Consider the following 19,511-nt stretch of genomic DNA (forward strand, 5'->3'; position numbering starts at 1 on the left):
AACGTTTAATCATCGGCAATCAATTCTATAATCATTTCATCCCTACGGGATTAGATTCGTGGAAAATGTTTAAATTTCGATAATCAATTCTATAATTATTTCATCCCTACGGGATTGGATTCGTGGAAAATGTTTAATCTTCGGCGATTATTTCAACAATTATCTTATACCTACTGGATTGGTGGAAAATGTTTTATACCGTTGTGATTGTATTATTTTAATTTAAAGGTGTAACCTCCCCTTTCGTTTCTTTAAAACCTTTAGCACCTTCAACATTAAGGTATAAATATCCCCTCCCTAATCAGCGAGTTAAATCAGCTTGTGTATTTTTGGCTTTAAACGAAAAAACCTTCTTCTAAAAACAGCAATTGCCTTTTTTATCGGTATTTTTATAACTATAAACCGACTAGAAGTACACGGTATAACAACCCAATATATTTTACAATGAGAGCATTAGTGATTTCAGGAGGAGGAAGTAAAGGTGCTTTTGCAGGAGGCTTGGCAGAATACCTCCTTACGGTACAGAAAAGGGAATATGAAATATTAATAGGCAGCTCTACCGGTAGTCTTTTGGTACCCCTACTGTCTATAGGAGAAACTCAAAAATTAAAAAAGGTGTTTACCAGTGTTACACAATCCGATATTTTTAATATCTGTCCGTTTATTATTACCGAAAAAAATGGTGTGTTTAAAACCAAAATCAATCACTTTGGCGTTTTAAAAACAATGCTCAAAGGCAAAAAAACTTTTGGAGAAAGCAAAAATCTGCGCGATTTAATTGGCCGTACCATGACAGCTGCAGATTATTCAAAAATTCAGCAATCCGGTAAAGATGTGATTGTCACCGTTTCCAATTTAAGCAGTATGCAAGTGGAATACAAAAATGTGCGCGATTGCAATTACGACGATTATTGTGATTGGGTTTGGGCTTCAACATCTATGGTCCCCTTTATGAGTTTGGTGAACAAAAATAATTTTGATTATGCCGATGGCGGTATGGGAGATTTAGTGCCTATCTATCAAGCCATATTGAAAGGAGCCACTGAAATCGATATCATCATCTTAAAAAATGATACCCAAACCAAAGCACCCATAAAAAATGCCTTTGTCTTAACTTCTAGAGTTTTTGAGTTTATGCTCAATCAAATTGCAACAGACGATCTTATATTGGGTAAAATAGAAGGTCTGCACCGCAGCATTGTTTTAAATTTTTATTATCCGCCGGAACAACTCACTACCAATTCACTGATTTTTAATCCCGAAAAGATGAAGGCTTGGTGGGAATTGGGTTTTCATGTTGGAGAACAGAGAAACCCGAAGTCTCAAGTTTTAAATCTTCCTTAGCTATTTTGATGGGTATCCCTTTTTATCAAACGAATCTATTTGAAAACAACACAGGTAAACCCATGCGATATAAAAAAACTGCAAAGGGATTCGAAACCACAAATAACACAGTCCCCATCCGCTATAACTTGCGCGTTGAAAATCGAGCGAAATCATCGCTGCTTTAATATTGGCAGGTAAAACTAGTATTAGAAAAACAATTAGTGCCCAAGCTGTGAGTCTGCGAGAAATCGAAAAAGATATGCCTATTGCAAAGAGAATTTCCAAAACTCCAGTAAACAATATCCATTCTCGTTTAAAAGGAATCCACTCAGGCAGCATGAGCATCATTCCCTTAAGAAAAGCAACATGTGCCCAAGCGGTAAACAACAACATGACCGACATGGCTATACGAGCGGCAAACGCAATATTTGTTTTTAATGCAGCTATTTTCATCCCATAGAAAACAACGGTAAAAACAACTAATAAAATTAAAAGAGGTTTCATTTTTTTGACTAAAATAAAACCGTTTTCAAACAAAAAAAATGAACCTGAGTTAAGAAATTCGCCTTCTAATTCTACTTAATGCTTGAGGAGTAATTCCGATGTATGAAGCTAAATATTTTAATGGAATCTGTTTGACCCATATGGGTTTTTCTAAAAAGAGTTTGTGATAACGTTGGGCGGCCGTATCTATCAATAAGCTTTTCTCTCGCTTGATTTTACTAACATACAAGGCTTCTGCTACACGTCTGCCCAGCATATTCCCAACAACGGTATTTTCATATACCCATTGCAAATCTGTAAATCGAATACGCCATAGTACGACCTCGGCTAAGGCTTCTACTAGATAGTCCGATTTTGTTTGCGTGACAAAAGAATCATAAGCACATAAAAACTCTTTTTCAAAAACAAATCCAAAGGTATCGCCCTCCAAATCATTGGGAACCACAAAGCGAACAAAGCCGTTTTCAACAAAAGAAAGGTATTCTTCCACTTGACCTACCTCCAATAGGATGGATTTCTTTGGAAACTGATGGCGAATTAATTTACTTGCAAAAAACTCCCAATCGGAATCGCTCATCGGGCAAAACACTTCCAAATATTTCCGAATTAACTGTTTACTATGCATCAAATCATTTTTTATCTCATCTCCAATCCGAATGCTATTAAACCATAAACCCTTTATGTTTATTGAGTGAAGCTTATATAGAAACCAGATTTAATAAGGTTTGTTTTCTCAATAATTTCCCCGTAGCTGTTTCTTCAATTTTTGACGTAAACAAGATTTGCTTGGGTTTTTCAAACTTACCTAAACCCTTAAAAATATCTTGATCAAATTCATAAGGTTCGCTTTCAATCACGAGTATTAATCGCTCTCCGAGTTTTTCGTCTTCTTGTCCGATTACAAAAAAACGCGACGGTATATACCCAATCAATTTGGCTTCAATTTGCTCGGGAAACAGTTTTATACCTCCGCTATTTACAACATTGTCTATACGTCCTAACCATTGAAATTGATGTTCATTTACCACCTCAACCAAATCGTTAGTCACCAAAATACCATCGGCTACTTTAGGCGCATTAATAACCAAACAACCGCGTTCATCAGCATAAATATGCACATTGGGTAATATGGTAAAATAAGGTTCACCAATTTTTTTTGCTGCAATATGACTAACGGTTTCCGTCATTCCATAAGTTTCAAACACCGCTGTATCCAATTCTTTTAATCGCATGGCCAAATCAGCATTCACTTTGGCACCTCCAATGATAACGGTCTTAACCTTGTCCAGTTCGGCTATGGAATTTTCAACTTGCATAGGTACCATCGCCACAAAATCATAAATTTCTTTATTGTTTAATAAAGGTGTCGAACTCGGCGCAACCACATCCAATTCCAAACCTAAGGTCAAAGCGCGAATAACCATCATTTTACCACCTATATATTTGGTTGACAAACACAGTAATGCTCGATCTCCAGCTGCCAATTTAAAAAAATCTGCCGTAGCACGAGCCGAGTTAATCATCGCCTTTTTCTTGATCTGAATTCCCTTTGCCTCTCCAGTAGTTCCCGAAGTAGTCAGTTCCATAGTCTTGCTTTGATCAAACCACTGTATAAATAGTTTACCCAAATCCTGTTGGTACGGTTCGCCATCTTGAATCAAATCAAAAGCCAAATGGCTTAATTGATCTTGAGTCATTTTTTTTCCATTTAATCTAAAATTCGGGTGTATTTCATAACTTTTCATATGCCGATATTATTTATAGGTTAAAAATCGTATAGTATTGCATGATTTTCGTCGGTGTTGATACGCCGCTAATTTTATATTTCTAGCTGTTACACAGCTGTATGTATTTAAAAGATTATCCTACTCTTCCCGTTAATTTATTACGCCAATCTGTCCATCGATATACTTTGGCAAAAAGCAGTAATAAGAGCGGTAAAACAATCCCTACCTGAATTAAAACAGTGGAAATAGGTAATGATTCCTCGATAGCACTCTGTTCAATAAACAAGGAATTGGTTTGAAAAGCCGTCCAATTCGAAGTAACTAATAAAGCGCCAATCAAATTATTTGCAGCATGAAATCCCAAAGCCAATTCCAATCCGTCATCCATCAGTGTCAATATACCCAAAAAGAATCCGGTCCCGATATAATAAATCAGGATATAATACCCGATTTTCCCCACTTCGGGATTCGATATATGCATCAAACCAAAGATTATTGAGGTAACAAACAGTGCTAAAAAACGACTCCTACTAGCCAAACCAATGCCCTGAATCAGGTAACCGCGCATCAACAACTCCTCAAAACTTGTTTGTAAGGGAATCAAAACCAATGCCATAATTAAAAAGGGAAAAAATGCAGCTCCATTAAAATTCCATTGGTAATTTTGTGGTTCGGTATACAGGTTATAAAAAAAGACTATAAGGGTAATTCCAGCCCATACACTAAAGGCAAATAATATTCTGCTCCAATCTACTTTTTTTCGCGAGGTTACCAAACTCAAAAGCGATTGTTTTTGCACCATTTTAACCCAAAATAACAATACAAAAAAGAATAAGGCCATGGGTAAAACGGTTTGCAAAAAAAACATGTTTTTGCCGTATGCCGCAATCCCTTGTTCTATTATTGCATTGGTATCCGTTTGATTATAAGCTAAAAACACCGCATTAAAAAACAACATCCCAATAAAAAAAACAGGAAAAGGAAGGTATAACCATAGTTTTTTCGCAATTGGAGTTGGAAGAAGTTGTTCTATATAATTCATATTGTCTTATTTTTGTACTAAGTTACTTTTATTTAAAATTATAATCTATAAATAGCTCTTAAAAATGATTACAATATATCACAATCCGAGATGTAGTAAGTCTCGAGAAGGAATCGCGTATCTAGAAGAAAAAGGAATTTCATTTGATGTAATTAAATATTTAGATGCACCACTTTCCAAAGAAGAAATAATGGCAGTTTTAAAAAAGTTAAATATACCCGCCATGGAATTGGTTCGCACCAAAGAAGCGATATGGAAAGAACAGTTTGCCGGTGAAGCATTGACTGAGGAGAAAATCATCGAAATCCTCGCTCAAAATCCCAAATTGATTGAACGTCCGATTGTGGTTCACGACCATCGAGCCGTTATAGCCCGCCCTACCGAAAAAATCGATGAAATACTGTAGTTTTTTAATACAACATTAACAAATACAAATTAAACCAATCGTGCAAATTATAGTCTAACCTCTAAACAAACTAATGACTATAATGAAAAAATTGATGACGCTTTGCTTGGCGCTGTTCCTACTTACTTCAGTAAATGGTTTAGCCCAATCCAAACCAAACGAGTTTACGCTATCGGGTAGCGTGGTTGAATTCTCGACCAATCAGCCATTGGAATACGCCAGTGTTTATGCACAAAACAAAGCCAATGCGTCTATCGTTTCTGGCGGAATGACTGATTCTAAAGGAAGATTTGAATTTACAGTTCCGCAAGGGGATTATTATTTAAAAATCGATTTTCTAGGCTTTAAAACCATAGAAATCAATACGATATCCGTTTTAAAAAACACTTCTATTGGAGAACAAAGAATCGTTGCCGATTCACAAACTTTAGCTGAAGTAAACATTATTGCAGAACGCTCTACCGTAGAAATCAAACTAGACAAAAAAGTATATAATGTTGGCCAAGACATGATCGTCAAAGGCGGAACAGCTAGTGATGTTTTAGACAATGTACCCTCTGTTACAGTAGATGTTGATGGAACGGTTAGTTTGAGAGGAAATGAAAATGTAAAAGTTTTAATCGATGGAAAACCAACGGGACTAGCAAGCAATATAGCCGAAGCTATGAAAATTCTTTCTGCTGAATCTATCGAAAAAGTAGAAGTAATCACCAATCCCTCTGCCCGCTATGAAGCCGAAGGAGGTGCCGGTATTATCAATATCGTTTTGAGAAAAGGGAAAGCACAAGGAATCAACGGAAGTTTAACCGGTACGCTTGGCGATCCAATGAATTATGGGCTTAATGGAAATATCAATTTCAGAAGCGAAAACTACAACCTCTATACCAATGCGGGATACAATCATTCTAAAAGCAAAGGGAATATGGTTAACAATTCCGAATACCTCGATGTGCTAACGGGATTACCACGTCAATACATAGACGAATACAAACCGAGTACACGCGAACGCGAAGGTTATAATATCAATTTTGGACTGGAATGGTTTTTAACCAAATCATTCACTTGGACCAATGCAGTAACTCTGAACAAAAACCAAATAAATAGCCCGAATACGATTTATTATAATTACTATGATAAAGACCGTTTATTCGACTATTCAAGAACACGTGATGAAGATAAAGACGGAACGAGAGAAAGTGTGGAATACACTACCACTTTTGAGAAAAACTTTAAAAAAGACGGCCATAAATTAACGCTAAGCGGTACGGTTTCTGCCGACAAGGATTTGGACAACTCCCAAATAAAAGATCAAACACAACTTCAAGACCATTTCACTTTAGAACGCACAATAAACAATGAGAAAGTAAGTAGAAACTACCTGCAAGCCGATTATGTATTACCACTGGGTGAAGATTCGAAATTTGAAGCGGGTTATTTGGGTAATTTCTCCACCTTAGAAACCGTTTTTGCTTTGGATAATTTTACGAATTCTCAATGGATAAATAATAGCAACCTAACTAACACTTTGGAATACAAGGAGAAAATCAATGCGGTTTACGCTCAGTTTGGCAGTAAAATAAATCGCTTTAGCTATATGTTGGGCTTGCGATTTGAAGACACCAATGTGGATGTTAATCAATTGATTACTCAAGATTACAACAACAAAAAGTATAATAATTTTTTCCCCAGTGCCTTTTTAAATTATGAATTTTCGCCTTCTAGTAATGTTACTTTAAGTTATAGTAAGCGGGTGAATCGTCCAAGAGGCTTTTTCTTAAACCCTTTTTCCAATTATTCTAGTGATATAAACTTCTTTCAAGGAAATCCCGATTTAGACCCTGCCATGACCAATGCTTTTGACTTGGGATATATGCAGCGTTGGACCGGATTTACACTAAGTACCTCGGCCTATGTCAACATTACCGATGATGCTTTTCAATTTGTAAAACGAATCAACGGTACAACAGCAGATGGCACACCGATCACGGTTAGTTCGCCTATCAATTTAGCAACCGAATACCGCTATGGATTTGAATTTACCCTAAACGCAACACCTTTTAAATGGTGGCGCTTAAACGGTAACTTCAACTTCTTTAGAAAAGAAACGCAGGGAGATTATACCTTTACCGATTTCGACGGTAATCAGGAAACACAAAATTTTGACAATACCGCCTATTCTTGGTTTACCCGAATTACCTCAAGAGTAAGCCTACCGTATAAAATCGACTGGCAAATGAACGGTATGTACCGCGCAAAAGAAGCATCGGCACAGGGAATTAATAAAGCCAATTTATCTGCGAATATGGCCTTGAGTAAAGACATACTGAAAGACAATGCGACCCTATCTTTAAACGTAAGCGATTTGTTTAACTCTAGAAAAAGAGAAGTAGAAACGCATTTACCACAGTCCAACTCCTTTAGCGAGATGCAATGGAGAGGTCGTCAAATAAATTTGTCGCTTACCTACAGATTTAATCAAAAGAAATCGGAAAAACCAAAGTTTGCTCCGAAAAGCAGCGACTCCGACTCTGGAGAAATGATTGGAGGTTAATATAACGATGAACTAAATCACGCTATAGTACATAAAATACCCGTACACTCAATTCCCCTCCTCGGAGGGGTTTTGTTTTTATATAAATCTGGATTGATTGGATTAGGGAGTACGAAAAGGAATCGCTTGTTGAATGAAGTGTGAGAAAAGCAGTAAAACAAAAAGGGAACCCATAGGCTCCCTTTTTTTAAACTGTCGAATCAAATTATTTAATTTGTTCTTGTTCTTCTCTTTTTTTAGCTCTCTTCTCTTTGATTAATTCAATAACCGCTCCTCCAGCCCAATACTGAACGAAACCAATTAAAAAAATCATTAGCCAGAACCCTAATGTAAGGACGCCCATGGCAACGATAAAGCCTAAATACTGTTGAAATTCAAACATGTTTTCCGGAATTTTGAATACAAAGTCAAAGGTATAATGAAAAAACGGGAATACCTACTTATCTAAAAAGAAATTAATTCACTTTTCTATTTGGGACATATTCGATACCTTTATATAGAATTATTCTAAAAAACAACTTTCTAAAAAAAATATCATTATGAGCTTTCGTATAGAAAAAGATACTATGGGTGAAGTACAAGTTCCATCCGACAAATATTGGGGCGCACAAACAGAACGCTCGAGAAATAATTTTAAAATTGGTCCTGCAGCATCCATGCCGCACGAAATTATTGAGGGTTTTGCCTTTCTTAAAAAAGCCGCTGCCTATGCCAACTTTGACTTGAATGTTTTGTCTCAAGAAAAAAGAGATGCCATTGCAACGGTCTGTGATGAGATATTAGCAGGCCAACTCGACGATCAATTTCCATTGGTCATTTGGCAAACGGGTTCCGGAACTCAAAGTAATATGAATGTCAATGAAGTCGTAGCCAATCGCGCACAAGTACTTGCTGGATTTAAAATTGGAGTTGGAGAACCGGTACTTAAAGCCAATGACGACGTCAATAAATCACAATCGTCCAACGATACTTTCCCCACCGGTATGCATATCGCAGCTTACCGCTTGATAATAGAAACAACAATTCCCGGTGTAACACAATTACGCGACACACTAAAAGCCAAGTCCCTAGCCTTTAAAGATGTAGTTAAAATTGGTCGAACACATTTAATGGATGCCACACCACTGACCTTAGGGCAAGAGTTTTCCGGATATGTTGCTCAATTAAACCACGGGCTAAAAGCCTTAAACAATACCTTAGCTCATTTATCCGAATTGGCCTTAGGCGGTACCGCCGTAGGAACGGGAATCAACACCCCTAAAGGTTATGATGTTCTCGTAGCCAAATACATTGCTCAATTTACAGGATTGCCTTTTATAACCGCTGAAAACAAGTTTGAAGCCCTAGCCGCTCACGACGCCTTTATAGAAACTCATGGTGCCTTAAAACAATTGGCTGTATCGCTAAACAAAATAGCCAACGACATTCGAATGATGGCTTCTGGTCCTCGTTCGGGAATTGGCGAACTCTTTATTCCTGCCAATGAACCGGGCTCTTCTATCATGCCAGGAAAAGTAAACCCAACACAATGTGAAGCATTAACCATGGTAGCCGCACAGGTTATGGGCAATGATGTAGCCATAACTATTGGCGGTACACAAGGACACTACGAACTGAATGTTTTTAAACCAATGATGGCTGCCAATTTATTACAATCGGCTCGCTTGATTGGAGAAGCCTGTGTTTCCTTCGACCTACACTGTGCTCAAGGTATAGAACCCAACAAACCTAGAATACAAGAATTGGTTAGCAATTCACTGATGCTGGTAACGGCTTTAAATACCAAAATCGGTTATTATAAGGCTGCCGAAATCGCCAATACAGCACACCAAAACGGAACCACTCTAAAAGAAGAAGCCGTGCGCTTGGGCTATGTAACTGCTGAAGATTTTGATGCTTGGGTAAAACCCGAAGAGATGATTGGGTAAAGGGGGGATACGCAGATACGCAGATACGCAGATACGCAGATACGCGGATATGCGGATATGCGGATATGCGGATATGCAAATGGGCTTATACGCATATGGGCGTATGGGCAAATAAAGGCTGTCTATGAGACAGCCTTTATTATTTAAATTATTTTGGTTGCAATTACGCTAGACTGCTCCAACATTTTATGAACAGGACATTTATCGGCAATCATCAAAACTTTTTTTTGCATATCCGCTTCTAAAGGCTGATCAAATTCAAGGACTCTTTTAAAAACATCTTTCTGTAGTTCCGCATCTTTTTCCAATGAAACCCGTACACGGATGTCGCCTAAATCCCATCCTTTTCTATCGATATACATCCGAATCGTAATACTAGTACACGATGCCAAAGCTCCTGCCAACAAGTCCTTAGGCGTCATTCCCAAATCCTGACCTCCCAAATTCACCGGTTCATCCACTATAATGGCATGTTGGTCTTTTGTAACTATAGTTTTATAAGCTTGTTTAGAAGTAAGCGCTAGAATTTCATTCATTTTTCAGTGTTTTTAAGTTATGATAATACGTGAGTACCAGACCCCCAAAGCGGTGTCGTCCGGTTTTTATAACAACCTTTAAAGTTGTATATCTCCTATAAAAATAGTTTATTTCTCCAATAAAAACAAGTATCCCCATGCCAAACTGCTGAGGGAATTGAGTAAAAAAAAAGCATCCGTACTAATTTCACGGATGCCTCAGGTTAGACGATTGCTAAAACAAATACGCCTTTCATTAAATCTTAAATTTGCTCTTCACATGTTGAAATAAGCGCTGTAATTATCTAAATCCTTATCACCTCTACCCGATAAGTTGATGACTACAACATCGTCCGGTTTAAATGTCATCAGGTCCAATACCGCTAAGGCATGTGCGCTTTCCATAGCGGGAATAATACCCTCCGTTCGACACAATGCCAGCCCGGCTTTCATAGCATAATCATCTTCAACGGCTATAAAATCAACGCGATTGTACTCTTTTAAATGGGCGTATAGCGGTCCAAAACCCGGATAATCCAAACCAGCAGAAATCGAATATGCTTCTAAGGGATTTCCGTCGTTGTCTTGCATAAACAGGGTTTTACTACCGTGTAAAACACCTAACTGCCCCACAAAAGACGTTGCTGCGGTTTGACCCGACTCTATCCCTTTTCCCCCACCTTCGGCTACAATCAAACGCACCGATTCTTCTTCAAAAAAATGATAAAATGCTCCCGTGGCATTACTACCTCCGCCCACACAGGCAATGATGTAATCGGGATTGGAGCGCCCTTCAACAAGCAGCAGTTGTTTTCTAATCTCTTCCGAGATAACCGACTGAAAACGAGCAACCATATCGGGATAAGGATGCGGGCCTACGACAGATCCAATGATATAAAAGGTATCGTCTGGATTGCCAATCCAATGCATCAAGGCTTCATCAACAGCCTCTTTAAGCGTTTTAGCGCCCGATTGTGCCGCTCTAACTTCTGCGCCTAACATTTTCATACGCGCTACATTTGGAGCCTGTCGTTCCATGTCTAAAGCTCCCATATAAATAATGCACTCCATACCCAATAATGCACAGACGGTAGCTGTAGCCACTCCATGTTGTCCCGCACCGGTTTCAGCAACAATCTTTTTTTTACCCAAACGCTTGGCCAACAAGGCTTGTCCGATGGTGTTATTGATTTTATGAGCACCGGTGTGACAAAGGTCTTCCCGCTTTAAATATACTTTGGTCTGGTATTTCTGCGACAGGTTTTTTGCAAAATACAAAGGCGTTGGTCGCCCGACATAATCGGAAAGCAATTGCGCCAATTGCAGTTTAAAATCAGGCTCTTGCATCAGTGCCAAATACTGTTCTTGCAAAACCTTTATGTTGGCTTGCAGCACTTCCGGCACATAAGCACCTCCGTAGTTTCCGTAAAATCCATTTAAATCTACTTGGTAATTCATCTGTTTTAATTTAAAAATTTAATACTGTTTAGAGCAAAAAAAAAGGCCTGTCGTTAGACAAGCCTTTTTTATAATAGGTAAAGTTATGTTATCAACTATACTTATAGCAAGGACCGCTCACGACGTTTGACGTAAGTAGGCTCCACCAGCTATTAGTAAGTATTAGTTTCATTTTTTTTATTTTTTACTCTTTATTCGTTTACAAATATAAATGACATTTTTAAAAACAAACGCTCTTTTTTATTTTTTAACAAATAGTTTTTTTGCGGATTCGCGGATTCACTGATTGCCACTAAACAAAAAAAACCAACTTCGAAAAGCTGGTTTTTTTTTTAAAATTTTACTACATCGTAACCACCGGACTATCGTTGGGTATAATGTGAGAAGTATCATAACCCGCAAACTTCGTCATGTACGACTTAATAGAAGTACCAAACCCGTCGCGAAAACCATTGTGCCCATTGCTTTTCAAAAAATTCTTTACTGATCCAGCACCACCTAAGTGAGCCGCAGCTAAAATTCCCGATTCTGTAATATGGACACCTCCTACTTTTTTACCTTCAAATTTTTTAATCTCGTTTCTCAACTCCCATTTGTTTTTTGCCAACAAGGCATTAAATGCTTTTTCTTGTTGAATGGGGTTTTTTAAAAAACCTGCGGTATTTCGGATCCCTACTGCGCGTAAAGCGCTTTTTCCAAATTGATATTTCCCCATATAACCATAGGAATTGACCAAAGTGTATAAACCCAGGGATTCTCGAACAGCAAGAGCCTGTTTAAATCCGGTAAATGATTTACCGGTAAATGGAATTGCAGCTAGACTTACCGCCTCGTCTTTCGCTTCATTTGCTACTTCTTCTTCGGTAGCAACATGGTAGAATAACGACTCTTTAATTTCCGTTTTATGTTGTTTTATAAGCGCTATTTCATAACTTTTAAAACCGGAAACTACAGTGGCAATTAGCAACACAAATCCAATAAAATAAGAACATGTTTTTATCATCAATTTTAATTTCTCAAACCCTGTCACCATTTGAAATTTCTGAAGGCAAAGTTACTTTATTTTTTATAAAAAGCTATTTACCGACCCGTTATTTAACTTTATAAATGACATTTAATACACAAAACACTAACAAACAGCGCTTTGTAAAAATAAAAAAATAAAAAATAAATTTGCTTTTTTTAATAATCTTAACTAAATTAATAGCCCAACCGATAATTTTAAGACGTTTTTAAGTTTAAAATCACACTTTAAAACACCCTATTTCACCTTAAAATCGGCTTGTTTTAAAAACGTAAAAAGCCTAAAAACACGGAAGCGTTTTTAGGCTTTTTACAGTTTGTATTTACTCTTGTTACCAATCTTTTTTAAGGGCAGTTTTAAATCTTAAATAAGCCGTATAGAGCGGTGCATTATTGCGTTTCATTATGGTTTTAAAAAAGCTACTCAATACCGTTTCTAGTAAGCCAATCGGTATATTTTTTTCTATTGACATTGTGTTGCGCTAGCGTAGCTGCAAATTCGTGATATCCCATTTTTTCTACACTGGCACAAAAATAAATATAATCGTGTTGTTCTGGATTCAATACAGCCTCTAAAGATGAGATATCCGGCATTGAAATCAAACCAGGAGGTAATCCAACATTTTGATACGTATTATAAGGAGAAGGAATCGCCAGGTCTTTTAAATAGACCCTTTTGATTATCTGATCAAAGTCGTTGGTGTATTTTTTCTTAGCGAAAACCACGGTTGGATCCGCTTGTAACGGCATATCCAGTTTTAATCTATTTAGATACGCACCCGCTACCGTAGCTTTTTCATCATTTTTCGCGGTTTCTTTTTGCACGATAGATGCTAAAATAGCTACCTCAACTGGGGTCAAACCAAGATTTTTTGCTTTTTGAAGGCGTTCTTCGTTCCAAAATTTAATGTATTCCTTATGCATCGCATTACGCACCTTTACCGGGTTTACATTCCAATAGAACTCATAGGTATTTGGCATAAATGTAGCCAAAACAGTTTCTTCAGTAAATCCGTTTTCTTGCATAAAAACAGGATCGGTAAACGTTTCCAACAAAGACAAACTATCGGGCTCCAATTGGGTAGCCAAACGCTGTACCAAGCGCTCTATGGTTTCCTGATTGTTAAAAGTTACTTTTACCGGGATGTTTTTGCGAAGTGCCTGCATCATATCATAACTATTCATTCCCTTGGTCCATAAAAATTTACCGGAAATGATATTAGACGAATATTTAAATTGTTCAGCTATGGCTTCGAATTTATCCATATCTATTACATAAGGTTCAATGATATGTTGTACTTCGGAATAAGTAACCTTAGTAGGGATATATATATAGGTCTCTTTTTCTATTCCTTTAATGTTTGTAGAAAAGGCCTTGTCATACATAGTATAAGCATAAACCATAGCACCCAACATAGCTAATGCTGCGATGATACCTACTGCTTTTTTTAAATTCATTTTTTAGTGTTTAATAATTGATATAAAGCTTCATCTTTTCGATCTGTTCCCACGCGAATCCAATCTTTTTTAACTCCTATACATTGGAAGCCAAATTTAATAAAAAGGCGTTCACTAGACATATTATCGGTACTAATATTTGCGTATAATTGATGCAAGTGTAAATGGTGAAAGGCATAATTAATAAGCAATTCTAAGGCCTCAGAACCAATACCTTGTAAACGATTTTCTTGCTTATTTATTACAATTCCAATACCCGCACGCTGATTTTTTGGGTCGAAATCAAATAAATCGATCAAACCAACAGCTTCCTTGCTCGCCTGTAAACAGATAACCAATCGCAATTGCTTGGTTTCATAAATATCCAAATGGGCGTTTTCCAAATATTGGTGGATCAAAAACCGACTGTAGGGCGTTTGTGTATTACTCACTTCCCACAACGCTTCCTCGTTTTCCAATTGGTATACAAATTCCAAATCATCTGGTTCCAATGCGCGTAAATAAACCAAATCCCCTTTTAACGTAATCATAGTACGACGGATATAGTTCCGTCAAAAACCCTTTGAGCAGCACCAGTAAGGAAAACCGAATTATATCCAGCCTTTTCTTTGGTAAATTTCACGTTTAAACGCCCCCCTTTTACCAAGATATTGATGTCGGTAGCGGTCGTTTCTCCGTTGCTAAACATGGCTATTGCCACAGCAGTTGCTCCCGTCCCGCAAGACCAAGTTTCGTCTTCAACTCCACGTTCAAAGGTTCGAATAGCAAAGGTGTCTTGATTTATTTTTTCAACAAAATTGACATTGGTTCCACCAGGCTGATAAAGGACACTCTCCCGAATTTCCTTTCCCTTATGGAAAACGTCGTAGTGCTCCAAATCAGAAACCATAACGACATGATGCGGTGATCCCGTATTTAAATACGTATAATCGCCCTGACTTTGGATTTCACCAACATTAGTCATTTGCAACGAAACTTCATTTTCTTTGTTTATAGTAGCATAGTGAAGCCCATCGACTGCATTAAAATGACAACTATCTCCAATTATCCCCAGCTGTTTGGCAAAGGCCACTATACAACGACCACCGTTGCCACACATGGAACTCTGATTTCCGTCTGCATTAAAATACCGCATTTTAAAGTCGCTTTCGGCATCCCTTTCAATGAGAATAAGTCCGTCTGCGCCAATACCAAATCGCCGGTCACACATGTTCTCAATCAGTTCTCGGTTTGATTTTGGAAATGTTTCATCGCGGTTATCTACCATAATAAAATCATTACCCGTACCGTGGTACTTAAAAAAATTCACCGTCGTATTCATAATGCTCTCCCGTTTAGAATAGTTGCAAAAATACGAATATAAATCCGACCATTTATCGCGTTAATAGCTCGTTAAAACGTTTTTTTTGGACATTTTTTTTATATATATTTACTATAGCAAACAATAAAACATCGATAGAATATGAACAAGTTAAGCTCTTTATTAGTCGTATCTTTGTTAAGCGGCATTATAACGCTCGGCGGATATAAATTCTTTATAGAGCAACGCGCCGACCAGTCAGAAATTTCAATAGCCACTTCCGCAGCATCGAAAGCAGGCAATCAAACCGAAAACCCTATCGACTTTAGTGCGGCAGCTGAAAACACAGTTCACACGGTGGTACACGTTAAAAATCTCAGTTATAGAACCGCGCCAAGCAATCCTATAATGGAGTATTTTTACGGTTATCAAAACAGTCCGGCTCAACCTCAAATCGGTATAGGATCGGGGGTAATTATTTCGGAAGACGGGTATATAGTAACAAACAATCACGTAATTGCGGGTGCCGTTGAATTAGAGGTTACCTTAAATGACAATACGAGTTATCCTGCCCGATTAATCGGAACAGATAAATCCATGGATATTGCTCTTTTAAAAATCGATACCCCTAAAAAACTGCCCTATATCACATTTGGCGATTCTGATGAAATCAAATTGGGTGAATGGGTCTTGGCCGTCGGAAACCCTTATAACCTTAATTCGACGGTGACAGCAGGTATTATATCTGCCAAAGCTCGAAATCTATCTAAATCCGGCATTCAATCGTTTATTCAAACCGATGCGGTAGTCAATTCCGGTAATAGTGGCGGTGCTTTGGTCAATACCAAAGGTGAGTTGATAGGAATCAACACCATGATTTCGTCTAATACCGGATCTTATGTGGGGTATTCGTTTGCAGTACCGTCTAATGTGACTCGGAAAATAGTTCAAGATTTAATGGAATTCGGCAATGTACAACAAGGGGTATTGGGTATTCAGGGTTTTGAATTGACTCCTGCCCTTGCCAAAGAAAAAAAATTGGAAACCAACCGAGGGTTTTATGTGGAATCCGTCAATAAGGAATCAGGGGCAAAAAAAGCCGGTCTGCAAAGCGGGGATATCATTACACAAATCGACAAAAAAAACATTTTGACTTTTGTCGATTTAAATTCGGTTTTAAATACGAAACGCCCTAATGATAAAATTTCGGTTACCGTTAAACGTCAAGAAAAGGACATGACACTCGACGTGTTCTTAAGCAAAAAGGAAGCGATTAATCCCGAGTTTAACGGGTTTACATTTCAAGACCTGAGCGTTGATGAAAAGAAAAGACTTAAATTACCGTATGGAATTCGAATCACTTCAGTGAGCAACGAACGCTATGCCGCATATCAAGACGAACTCGAAGGCGCCGTATTACTCACCATAAACGGAACCAAAATAGAAAGCACTCAAAACGCTATAGAAATATTAAACAATTCTAAAATAAAAAAACAATTTCGCATGGAAATTATCAATCGCAAAGGCGAATTAATCCGACTGCTATTATAATTCCAATTCTTTTGCTAAAAGCACAACAATTGTTGTGCTTTTATTTTTAAAACAGCCACTATATTTGATTTAAAATCAATATTTTTGCAGCAATTTATTACAACACAATCTAACTATGAAAAATTCAGGTTCTTACGAAAAAGAATTGGCCTTTCAGGCAGATCGAAGAAAAGCATGTGTCGAATTCATTAAAATTGTAAGCGACTTATGGTATGACAAATCTATCGAATTGGTTTTATTCCGAAATCAATTGATTGACCGAAACGTGAGCGACATCATCAACTTGCACGAATACGCTGCAAAATTTGTTGAAAAACCCATTATGATTTTTGATACGGTTGAAATTGCAAAAGCAATTCTATCTTCAGATCTACCTCCTTCAAGAATTGACATCGGTAAACTTACCTATGAATATCATTTAGAAGAAGACCAACAACAAAACGCACTTTCTTTTGTTATCAACAAATTAAAGAATGCTAAACAAACGGAAAATATTGTACCAAAAGACGTCGTTTTGTACGGATTTGGACGTATCGGACGTTTATTGGCTCGCGAATTGATGAGCAAAATTGGAAAAGGACAACAACTTCGTTTAAGAGCTATTGTTACCAGAGATAAAAACGATGCCATTTTACTTGAAAAAAGAGCCTCTTTATTAAAATACGATTCCATCCACGGTGATTTCGAAGGTTCTGTAATTGCAGACCCAGAAAACAATGCTTTAATTATCAACGGTACTACCGTTCATATGATTTCTGCATCAAGACCAGAGGATATTGATTATACAGAATTTGACATTGACCATGCCTTGGTTATTGATAATACCGGAGCTTTTACTACAGAAGCCGATTTAAAACGTCATTTGTCTTCTAAAGGAGCCGATAAAGTTTTATTGACAGCACCCGGAAAAGGAGTTCCTAATATCGTACTTGGTGTAAACCACGAAGAATACAGCCCAGACGATATCCATATTTTCTCTGCCGCTTCTTGTACTACCAACGCCATTACTCCAATCTTAAAAGTGGTTGAAGATAATCTAGGTGTCGTAAAAGGTCACTTAGAAACGATTCACGCTTATACTAACGACCAAAACTTGGTCGATAATATGCACAAAAAATACCGCCGTGGTAGAGCAGCTGCATTAAATATGGTTATTACAGAAACCGGTGCAGGAAGTGCTGTTGCCAAAGCTTTACCTACACTTGCAGGTAAATTGACTTCAAACGCTATCCGCGTACCCGTTCCAAACGGTTCTTTGGTTGTTTTAAACTTAGAAGTTTCTAAGGAAACCAACCCTGAAGATATTAACCGAATTATGAAAGTAGCCGCCTTAGAAGGCTCCTTAGTAGAGCAAATTAAATACTCTATGAATAATGAATTGGTATCGTCAGATATCGTTGGTACATCTGCTCCAGCTATATATGATAGTAACGCTACTATCGTTTCTGCAGACGGAAAAAACATTGTACTTTACATTTGGTATGATAACGAATACGGATACAGCCACCAAGTTATTCGCTTGGCTAAATATATCGCTAAAGTAAGACGTTATACTTACTATTAGTAGCATAGCACTTTACCCTTACAAAAAATCCGGATCTTCTCTGTTCCGGATTTTTTTTATTTTTATTACAGCTAAAAAGCGGCTTTTAAAACAAGCCATAAACACCTAGCCAATAGCTCTATTCAACTGGATTCCATCCAACAAACACCTATATTTGTCCTTTATTAGTTTTACTCATAACACCCTAACACTTGATTTTACCCTATCTCCTTATTAGTTGCCTTTTTATTTTTTTATTCACCCTTTCTATCCGGAAACTCCTTCGCGAAGAAAAGGGAATTAATCGGCTATTATAGCTAATCGTAATTATTGGATTCCCAGGTATTGGCAGCCTTTTTTACATTAGAAGAATGCATCGCTTTTCGCAATTTCCAAATTAGAAAACAAACTGAGGTTAAACCGCTCAGTGTTTCAAGCGTTTTTGCAATGAAAACAGCAAACTACAAACTATGGAGTAACACCAACCAACAATTTATCTAAGTCCCGTCTAAAACCAGCACTATTCCAATCTCCAGCACTAAACTTCTTTAGAACGATACGCCCCTGTTGATCAATCAAAAACGAAGCCGGTATCGAACTCGACTCCAGTAACTTTGGCGCAGGCGATAACGGGAAATACATCGGCAAGTTATAATGGTGTTTTTGCTTATAGGCTACTACTTTATCCAACGGATCAGAAGTGACAAATAAAAACACTACACGGTCTTTATAATCGTCATACAATTTTTGAAAACTCGGTTTTTCCGCTATACAAGGCGGACACCAGGTCGCCCAAAAATTAATTAAAATCAATTTGCCTTTAAATTCAGAAAATGCAACCGCCTCTCCTTTCTCATTCTTTAACTGCCAGCTTGAAAAATCAACTTGCTCTTCGTCTATTTTCTCTTCTAAATCAGGTGAAAAAGCAATGAGTCTATTGAATAAAACTTTTACTTCCGTCCCCAAAGGTGTAAACAATACAACCCCCATTACCACCATAATGGCTATGTTTATCCAAGCACTTTTTTTCCTGTTCTGTATCTCTTTTTTCATATTTTTTCAAATCATTTCTACAATCATTTCACCCCTACGGGGTTCGAAAATTATTTTACCCTTATCGGGTTTTTCAAAAATGTCACACCGTTATATAATAAAACCATTCAACGGGTACGAAAATCG

The 19,511-nt window shown here is 37.5% G+C and carries 18 protein-coding genes; 6 read left to right on the forward strand and 12 right to left on the reverse strand.

Going from position 1 to position 19,511, the window contains the following annotated elements:
• The first annotated feature begins 444 nt into the window (after positions 1-444).
• Positions 445-1,344 carry a patatin family protein gene (locus KO524_RS14895; protein ID WP_219295027.1) on the forward strand — a complete coding sequence of 300 codons (900 nt, stop codon included), beginning with the start codon at positions 445-447 and terminating at the stop codon, positions 1,342-1,344.
• On the opposite strand, the gene KO524_RS14900 is transcribed toward KO524_RS14895, so the two are convergent.
• The 4 genes from KO524_RS14900 to KO524_RS14915 all read right to left on the reverse strand — a co-directional run bounded on the left by KO524_RS14900 (position 1,345) and on the right by KO524_RS14915 (position 4,599).
• Positions 1,345-1,830: a hypothetical protein gene (locus KO524_RS14900; RefSeq protein WP_219295028.1), complete on the reverse strand. Its 486-nt coding sequence runs from the start codon at positions 1,828-1,830 to the stop codon at positions 1,345-1,347.
• Positions 1,831-1,879: 49 nt separating this feature from the next.
• Positions 1,880-2,455: a Crp/Fnr family transcriptional regulator gene (locus KO524_RS14905; RefSeq protein WP_219295029.1), complete on the reverse strand. Its 576-nt coding sequence runs from the start codon at positions 2,453-2,455 to the stop codon at positions 1,880-1,882.
• Between the two features lie 73 nt (positions 2,456-2,528).
• Positions 2,529-3,575, reverse strand: coding sequence for an AMP-binding protein (locus tag KO524_RS14910; protein WP_219295030.1), 1,047 nt, complete (start codon positions 3,573-3,575; stop codon positions 2,529-2,531).
• Positions 3,576-3,690: 115 nt separating this feature from the next.
• A complete protein-coding gene (locus KO524_RS14915; protein WP_219295031.1) occupies positions 3,691-4,599 on the reverse strand; it encodes a CPBP family intramembrane glutamic endopeptidase in 909 nt (302 codons plus the stop codon).
• Between the two features lie 64 nt (positions 4,600-4,663).
• On the opposite strand from KO524_RS14915, the gene arsC reads away from it, so the two are divergent.
• Positions 4,664-5,005 (forward strand): arsenate reductase (glutaredoxin), encoded by a 342-nt coding sequence (gene arsC / locus KO524_RS14920; protein ID WP_219295032.1) that lies wholly within the window; start codon positions 4,664-4,666, stop codon positions 5,003-5,005.
• Positions 5,006-5,087: 82 nt separating this feature from the next.
• Positions 5,088-7,556, forward strand: a complete 2,469-nt coding sequence (locus KO524_RS14925; RefSeq protein WP_219295033.1) for an outer membrane beta-barrel family protein — start codon at positions 5,088-5,090, stop codon at positions 7,554-7,556.
• A 205-nt stretch (positions 7,557-7,761) separates the two neighbouring features.
• Here KO524_RS14925 and KO524_RS14930 read toward each other — a convergent pair whose 3' ends face one another.
• Entirely contained in the window at positions 7,762-7,938 is a 177-nt protein-coding gene (locus KO524_RS14930; protein WP_219295034.1) for a hypothetical protein, read from the reverse strand.
• Between the two features lie 157 nt (positions 7,939-8,095).
• Here KO524_RS14930 and fumC point away from each other — a divergent pair, with 157 nt between their 5' ends.
• The gene (fumC, locus tag KO524_RS14935; RefSeq protein WP_219295035.1) at positions 8,096-9,484 is read left to right on the forward strand and encodes a class II fumarate hydratase; all 1,389 of its coding nucleotides are present in this window, start codon (positions 8,096-8,098) and stop codon (positions 9,482-9,484) included.
• Positions 9,485-9,627: 143 nt separating this feature from the next.
• On the opposite strand, the gene KO524_RS14940 is transcribed toward fumC, so the two are convergent.
• From KO524_RS14940 to dapF, 6 genes are all read right to left on the reverse strand, one after another.
• The gene (locus KO524_RS14940; protein WP_219295036.1) at positions 9,628-10,020 is read right to left on the reverse strand and encodes an OsmC family protein; all 393 of its coding nucleotides are present in this window, start codon (positions 10,018-10,020) and stop codon (positions 9,628-9,630) included.
• A 255-nt stretch (positions 10,021-10,275) separates the two neighbouring features.
• A complete protein-coding gene (gene trpB / locus KO524_RS14945; RefSeq protein ID WP_219295037.1) occupies positions 10,276-11,457 on the reverse strand; it encodes a tryptophan synthase subunit beta in 1,182 nt (393 codons plus the stop codon).
• A 343-nt stretch (positions 11,458-11,800) separates the two neighbouring features.
• Positions 11,801-12,460: a peptidoglycan-binding protein LysM gene (locus KO524_RS14950; protein WP_255555285.1), complete on the reverse strand. Its 660-nt coding sequence runs from the start codon at positions 12,458-12,460 to the stop codon at positions 11,801-11,803.
• 440 nt (positions 12,461-12,900) lie between these two features.
• Positions 12,901-13,938: an endolytic transglycosylase MltG gene (mltG, locus tag KO524_RS14955; RefSeq protein WP_219295039.1), complete on the reverse strand. Its 1,038-nt coding sequence runs from the start codon at positions 13,936-13,938 to the stop codon at positions 12,901-12,903.
• On the reverse strand, positions 13,935-14,468 hold the full coding sequence (locus KO524_RS14960) for a GNAT family N-acetyltransferase (RefSeq protein WP_219295040.1): 534 nt from the start codon (positions 14,466-14,468) through the stop codon (positions 13,935-13,937). The genes mltG and KO524_RS14960 overlap by 4 nt, the downstream gene beginning before the upstream one ends.
• A complete protein-coding gene (dapF, locus tag KO524_RS14965) occupies positions 14,465-15,259 on the reverse strand; it encodes a diaminopimelate epimerase (RefSeq protein WP_219295041.1) in 795 nt (264 codons plus the stop codon). Before dapF ends, KO524_RS14960 begins: the two co-directional genes overlap by 4 nt.
• Positions 15,260-15,400: 141 nt before the next feature.
• Between dapF and KO524_RS14970 the strand changes: the two genes are divergently transcribed.
• On the forward strand, positions 15,401-16,789 hold the full coding sequence (locus tag KO524_RS14970) for a trypsin-like peptidase domain-containing protein (RefSeq protein WP_219295042.1): 1,389 nt from the start codon (positions 15,401-15,403) through the stop codon (positions 16,787-16,789).
• A gap of 115 nt (positions 16,790-16,904) precedes the next feature.
• Positions 16,905-18,353 carry a glyceraldehyde-3-phosphate dehydrogenase gene (locus KO524_RS14975; protein ID WP_219295043.1) on the forward strand — a complete coding sequence of 483 codons (1,449 nt, stop codon included), beginning with the start codon at positions 16,905-16,907 and terminating at the stop codon, positions 18,351-18,353.
• A 447-nt stretch (positions 18,354-18,800) separates the two neighbouring features.
• Here KO524_RS14975 and KO524_RS14980 read toward each other — a convergent pair whose 3' ends face one another.
• Positions 18,801-19,385 carry a TlpA disulfide reductase family protein gene (locus KO524_RS14980; protein ID WP_219295044.1) on the reverse strand — a complete coding sequence of 195 codons (585 nt, stop codon included), beginning with the start codon at positions 19,383-19,385 and terminating at the stop codon, positions 18,801-18,803.
• Positions 19,386-19,511 lie beyond the last annotated feature (126 nt).

The sequence above is a fragment of the Flavobacterium sp. NKUCC04_CG genome (genome assembly GCF_019345525.1).
Classification (GTDB): Bacteria; Bacteroidota; Bacteroidia; order Flavobacteriales; family Flavobacteriaceae; genus Flavobacterium.

What these genes read in the sequence shown, in the direction of transcription:
- mltG (WP_219295039.1), bottom strand. Translation starts at nt 13,938, where the DNA reads ATGAATTTAAAAAAAGCAGTAGGTATCATCGCAGCATTAGCTATGTTG.
- arsC (WP_219295032.1), top strand. Translation starts at nt 4,664, where the DNA reads ATGATTACAATATATCACAATCCGAGATGTAGTAAGTCTCGAGAAGGA.
- KO524_RS14915 (WP_219295031.1), bottom strand. Translation starts at nt 4,599, where the DNA reads ATGAATTATATAGAACAACTTCTTCCAACTCCAATTGCGAAAAAACTA.
- trpB (WP_219295037.1), bottom strand. Translation starts at nt 11,457, where the DNA reads ATGAATTACCAAGTAGATTTAAATGGATTTTACGGAAACTACGGAGGT.
- KO524_RS14975 (WP_219295043.1), top strand. Translation starts at nt 16,905, where the DNA reads ATGAAAAATTCAGGTTCTTACGAAAAAGAATTGGCCTTTCAGGCAGAT.
- KO524_RS14940 (WP_219295036.1), bottom strand. Translation starts at nt 10,020, where the DNA reads ATGAATGAAATTCTAGCGCTTACTTCTAAACAAGCTTATAAAACTATA.
- KO524_RS14930 (WP_219295034.1), bottom strand. Translation starts at nt 7,938, where the DNA reads ATGTTTGAATTTCAACAGTATTTAGGCTTTATCGTTGCCATGGGCGTC.
- KO524_RS14980 (WP_219295044.1), bottom strand. Translation starts at nt 19,385, where the DNA reads ATGAAAAAAGAGATACAGAACAGGAAAAAAAGTGCTTGGATAAACATA.
- KO524_RS14960 (WP_219295040.1), bottom strand. Translation starts at nt 14,468, where the DNA reads ATGATTACGTTAAAAGGGGATTTGGTTTATTTACGCGCATTGGAACCA.
- KO524_RS14905 (WP_219295029.1), bottom strand. Translation starts at nt 2,455, where the DNA reads ATGCATAGTAAACAGTTAATTCGGAAATATTTGGAAGTGTTTTGCCCG.
- dapF (WP_219295041.1), bottom strand. Translation starts at nt 15,259, where the DNA reads ATGAATACGACGGTGAATTTTTTTAAGTACCACGGTACGGGTAATGAT.
- KO524_RS14925 (WP_219295033.1), top strand. Translation starts at nt 5,088, where the DNA reads ATGAAAAAATTGATGACGCTTTGCTTGGCGCTGTTCCTACTTACTTCA.
- KO524_RS14895 (WP_219295027.1), top strand. Translation starts at nt 445, where the DNA reads ATGAGAGCATTAGTGATTTCAGGAGGAGGAAGTAAAGGTGCTTTTGCA.
- KO524_RS14950 (WP_255555285.1), bottom strand. Translation starts at nt 12,460, where the DNA reads ATGATAAAAACATGTTCTTATTTTATTGGATTTGTGTTGCTAATTGCC.
- KO524_RS14900 (WP_219295028.1), bottom strand. Translation starts at nt 1,830, where the DNA reads ATGAAACCTCTTTTAATTTTATTAGTTGTTTTTACCGTTGTTTTCTAT.
- KO524_RS14910 (WP_219295030.1), bottom strand. Translation starts at nt 3,575, where the DNA reads ATGAAAAGTTATGAAATACACCCGAATTTTAGATTAAATGGAAAAAAA.
- KO524_RS14970 (WP_219295042.1), top strand. Translation starts at nt 15,401, where the DNA reads ATGAACAAGTTAAGCTCTTTATTAGTCGTATCTTTGTTAAGCGGCATT.
- fumC (WP_219295035.1), top strand. Translation starts at nt 8,096, where the DNA reads ATGAGCTTTCGTATAGAAAAAGATACTATGGGTGAAGTACAAGTTCCA.